The 4727-nt window shown below is 58.5% G+C and carries 3 protein-coding genes and 1 tRNA gene; 2 read left to right on the forward strand and 2 right to left on the reverse strand.

What is annotated here, in order from left to right; genetic code table 11:
• Nucleotides 1–134: 134 nt before the first annotated feature.
• Together ACW9IR_RS28700 and gltX are read right to left on the reverse strand one after the other, a co-directional pair.
• Nucleotides 135–210 (reverse strand) — tRNA-Ala (locus ACW9IR_RS28700).
• Nucleotides 211–412: 202 nt separating this feature from the next.
• Nucleotides 413–1894: a glutamate--tRNA ligase gene (gltX, locus tag ACW9IR_RS28705; RefSeq protein WP_016983544.1), complete on the reverse strand. Its 1482-nt coding sequence runs from the start codon at nt 1892–1894 to the stop codon at nt 413–415.
• Nucleotides 1895–2122: 228 nt separating this feature from the next.
• On the opposite strand from gltX, the gene ACW9IR_RS28710 reads away from it, so the two are divergent.
• Nucleotides 2123–3172, forward strand: a complete 1050-nt coding sequence (locus ACW9IR_RS28710; protein WP_095111759.1) for an HlyD family secretion protein — start codon at nt 2123–2125, stop codon at nt 3170–3172.
• 49 nt (nt 3173–3221) lie between these two features.
• Complete coding sequence (locus ACW9IR_RS28715) at nt 3222–4712, forward strand: MDR family MFS transporter (protein ID WP_175559590.1); 1491 nt, start codon at nt 3222–3224, stop codon at nt 4710–4712.
• Nucleotides 4713–4727: the final 15 nt, after the last annotated feature.

Below are 4727 nucleotides of genomic sequence, written 5' to 3' on the forward strand. Positions count from 1 at the left end.
AACCCCTGTTACCGCCGTGAAAGGGCGGTGTCCTAGGCCACTAGACGAAGGGGACGCAAACCCTTCTATACAACTGATCAACGCTGAGTGTTGATCGCTTCGGAGCCGGTGTGGCCAGGCTTCGAAGTGTAAATTGGTGGAGCTAAACGGGATCGAACCGTTGACCTCCTGCATGCCATGCAGGCGCTCTCCCAGCTGAGCTATAGCCCCTCATCGTTGATGTCATCGCTGAGGACGGGGCGAATCTTAAGGGCGTATCGAAAGCCTGTCAAACTTATTTTTGAAAAATTTCAAAGTTTTTCGTCGGCATAACAATCACTTACCGCCCTCCCCCGTAAATTCGGGGGGAAAACGCCGAAGGCCGGAATCAAAAGATCCCGGCCTTCGGTGGTTCCTGCAGAGTCAGGCGTGCTTAAGCGATAGCGCCCAGCAGCTTTTCCCACTCTTTGTTTTCTTTCTTCGACACGCCGCCCAGCAGGTCGATTGCCTGGCGCAGACGATAACGGGTCAGGTCCGGGCCAATGATTTCCATCGCATCGAGCACCGACACCGAACTCGCCTGACCGGTGATCGCAGCGAACATCAGCGGCATCGCATCGCGCAATTTCAACTCCAGCGATTCAACCACCGCCTGAATCGTCGCGGTGATGTTGTCCTTTTCCCACTGACGCAAGCTTTCCAGTTTCCACAGGATCAACTGCATCAGTTGACGAACCTGATCACCCGAAAGCTTCTTCGACTCGAACAGCTTGGCATCCGGATTGACGCCACCGGCAAAGAAGAAACCGCCCAGCGGTGCAACCTGGCTGAAGGTTTCAACGCGGCCCTGCACCAGCGGCGCGATCTTCATCATGTATTCCGGGTTCAACGCCCAGGTCTGCAAACGGCTGGCGAACTCTTCCACCGGCAGATCACGCAGCCACTGGCCGTTGAGCCACGACAGCTTCTCGATGTCGAAGATCGGCCCGCCCAGCGAGACACGCTTGAGGTCGAAATTGTCGACCATTTCCTGCAGCGAGAACTTCTCGCGCTCGTCCGGCATCGACCAGCCCATGCGACCGAGGTAGTTGAGCATCGCCTCAGGCATGAAGCCCATGCGCTCGTAGAACGTCACCGAAGTCGGGTTCTTGCGCTTGGACAGCTTGCTCTTGTCCGGGTTACGCAGCAGCGGCATGTAGCACAGCTCGGGTTGTTCCCAGCCGAAGTATTCGTACAACAGAATCAGTTTTGGCGCCGATGGCAGCCATTCTTCGCCGCGCAGCACGTGGGTGATGCCCATCAGGTGATCGTCGACGACGTTGGCGAGGAAGTACGTCGGCAGGCCGTCGGTCTTCATCAGCACTTGCATGTCCATGCGATCCCACGGGATCTCGACGTCGCCACGGAGCATGTCCGGCACCACGCAAACGCCTTCGCTCGGCACTTTCATGCGGATTACGTGCGGTTCGCCAGCAGCCAGACGGGCGGCGACTTCTTCTTTCGACAGCAGCAGCGCGCGGCCGTCGTAACGTGGAGTTTCGCCACGAGCCATTTGCTCGGCGCGCATCTGATCGAGTTCTTCAGCGGTGCAGAAGCACGGGAACGCGTGACCCATATCGACCAGTTGCTGGCAGTACTTCTGGTAGATGTCGCCGCGCTCGCTCTGGCGATACGGGCCGTGCGGGCCGCCGACGTCCGGGCCTTCGCTCCAGTCGATGCCCAACCAGCGCAGGGCGTCGAAGATCTGCTGTTCGGACTCGCGGGTCGAACGCAACTGGTCGGTGTCTTCGATCCGCAGGATGAACTCACCGCCATGCTGCTTGGCAAAGCAGTAGTTGAACAATGCGATGTAAGCGGTACCTACATGGGGATCCCCGGTAGGCGATGGCGCGATGCGAGTGCGGACGGTGGTCATGGCATGTCTCGAAAAGAATGAAAAGCAAAACAATCAAGCGGCGAATGGTAACAGGCGACACCCGCCCCGCTCCAGCGGGCAGGGCATTTAAGCCAAGTTTGCCTCTGGAACGCCGGTAAGCCGTGGTGAATGGGCAAATATCAGCGGATGGCATTTACCGTTTATCGGCTGTATGCCAGATTCGCCTGCTGATAACTTTCCTTACAATTCCTCGACTACAGTTTGCCCATGCCTGCCCAACTCAAGCGTCGCCTGTTGATTTTTCTGCTGCTCGTCCTGCTGATTGCCGGGGGCTTTTTCGCCCATTGGTTTTTCAAGGGACGCTTCTATGAAAGCACTGACAACGCTTATGTCCAGGGCGAAATCACCCGTGTGTCGAGCCAGTTGAGCGCGCGCATCGACGAAGTGCTGGTGCAGGACAATCAGCACGTGGAAAAAGGCCAGTTGCTGGTGCGCCTCGAACCCAATGATTTCCGCCTGGCCATCGACCGCGCCAATGCCGCCCTCGCCACCCGTGAAGCAGAACGCCTGCAGGCGCAAAGCAAACTGACTCAGCAATCGAGCCTGATCGCCGCCAGCGATGCGCAAGTGGCGACCACCCAAGCGACACTCGGCCGTTCGCAGATGGATTTGTCGCGTGCCGAAACCCTGCGCAAACCCGGTTACGTTTCCGAAGAGCGGGTGACCACCCTCTCCGCCGACGCCCATATTGCTCGTTCGCAAGTGGCCAAGGCGCAAGCCGACGCACAGGGCCAGCGCCAACAGGTCAACGCCCTGAACGCGGAAATCAAACGCCTCGACGCACAGATTGCCAACGCCCGCGCCGACCTCGCGCAAGCCGAACTCAACCTGACTCGCAGCGAAATCCACGCGCCGATCAGCGGTCTGGTCGGCCAGCGTGCCGCGCGCAATGGTCAAGTGGTGCAGGCCGGCGCTTATCTGCTGTCGATCGTCCCGGACGAAGACATCTGGGTGCAGGCCAATTTCAAGGAAACCCAGATCGGTCATATGCAACCCGGCCAAAAAGCCGAGCTGACGTTCGATGCCTATGGCGACACGCCAATCGAAGCGCGAGTCGATAGTCTGTTCGCCGCGTCCGGCGCGCAGTTCAGCCTGCTGCCGCCAGACAACGCCACCGGCAACTTCACCAAAGTCGTACAGCGGATTCCGGTGAAGCTGACCTTCAAGGCCGACAACCCGCTGCACGGCAAGATCCGTCCGGGCATGTCGGTGACCGCCACTGTGAACATCAAAGACGCTCCGGACAATGGCCGGTGATGCGCTGATCCGCCCGGTCGGCGAACCGACCCGGCGCGATTGGATTGCGGTGATGAGCGTGATGCTCGGCGCCTTTATGGCGGTGCTCGACATCCAGATCACCAACTCGTCGCTGAAAGATATTCAGGGCGCGTTGTCGGCGACGCTGGAAGAAGGCTCGTGGATTTCCACCTCGTATCTGGTCGCGGAAATCATCATGATCCCGCTGACCGCGTGGCTGGTGCAGTTGCTCTCGGCGCGGCGTCTGGCGGTGTGGGTGTCGCTGGGGTTTCTGGTTTCGTCGTTGCTGTGCTCAATGGCCTGGAGCCTGGAGAGCATGATCGTCTTCCGCGCGATGCAGGGTTTTACCGGCGGCGCGCTGATCCCGCTGGCATTCACCCTGACCCTGATCAAACTCCCCGAACACCACCGCGCCAAAGGCATGGCGATGTTTGCCATGACCGCGACGTTCGCGCCGTCGATCGGCCCGACGCTAGGCGGCTGGCTCACGGAAAACTGGGGTTGGGAATACATTTTCTACATCAACATTCCGCCGGGCCTGATCATGATTGCCGGCCTGATGTATGGGCTGGAGAAGAAAGAAGCGCACTGGGAATTGCTGAAAAGCACCGATTACACCGGCATTCTCACGCTCGGCATTGGTCTTGGTTGCTTGCAGGTTTTTCTTGAGGAAGGCCATCGCAAGGACTGGCTCGAATCGAGCCTGATCGTGACGCTGGGCAGCATTGCGCTGGTAAGTCTGATCACCTTTGTGATCGTGCAGATATCCAAACCGAATCCGCTGATCAACTTGGGAATCCTGCGTAATCGCAACTTCGGTTTATCGAGTATTTCCAGCCTGGGCATGGGTGTCGGATTGTACGGTTCGATCTATCTACTGCCGCTGTACCTGGCGCAGATTCAGAACTACAACGCCCTGCAGATCGGCGAAGTGATCATGTGGATGGGCGTGCCGCAGCTGTTCCTGATTCCGCTGGTGCCGAAGCTGATGAAGTTCGTTTCGCCGAAATGGCTGTGCACGATCGGCTTCGGGTTGTTCGGACTGGCGAGTTTTTCGTCCGGCGTGCTCAATCCGGATTTTGCCGGGCCGCAGTTCAATCAGATCCAGATCATTCGAGCGCTGGGGCAGCCGTTGATCATGGTGACCATTTCGCTGATCGCCACGGCGTACATCCTGCCGCAGGACGCGGGGTCGGCGTCGAGTCTGTTCAATATCCTGCGTAACCTCGGCGGTGCGATTGGCATTGCCCTGTTGGCGACACTTCTGGATGCGCGCACCAAGACTTACTTCGATTATTTGCGCGAGGCAGTGGTGCCGACCAATCCGCAGGTGGCGGAACGGCTGGCGTCGATGACCGATCGGTTTGGCAGTGACACGGCGGCGTTGGGCAAGTTGAGTGAGATCGTCCATCAGCAGGCGGCGATCATGGCTTACAACGATGCGTTTCACTTTGTCGGGATTGCGCTGGGGATCAGTATGCTGGCGATTTTGTTGACCAAGAAATTGCCAGAGGGGCTGAAGGCTGGGGAATCTCACTGATTTGAAAATCAGTCC

Source organism: Pseudomonas sp. SDT291_1_S447, assembly GCF_054070155.1.

Coding starts and splice junctions, on each gene's coding strand:
- ACW9IR_RS28710 (WP_095111759.1), top strand. CDS start 2,123: ATGCCTGCCCAACTCAAGCGTCGCCTGTTGATTTTTCTGCTGCTCGTC.
- gltX (WP_016983544.1), bottom strand. CDS start 1,894: ATGACCACCGTCCGCACTCGCATCGCGCCATCGCCTACCGGGGATCCC.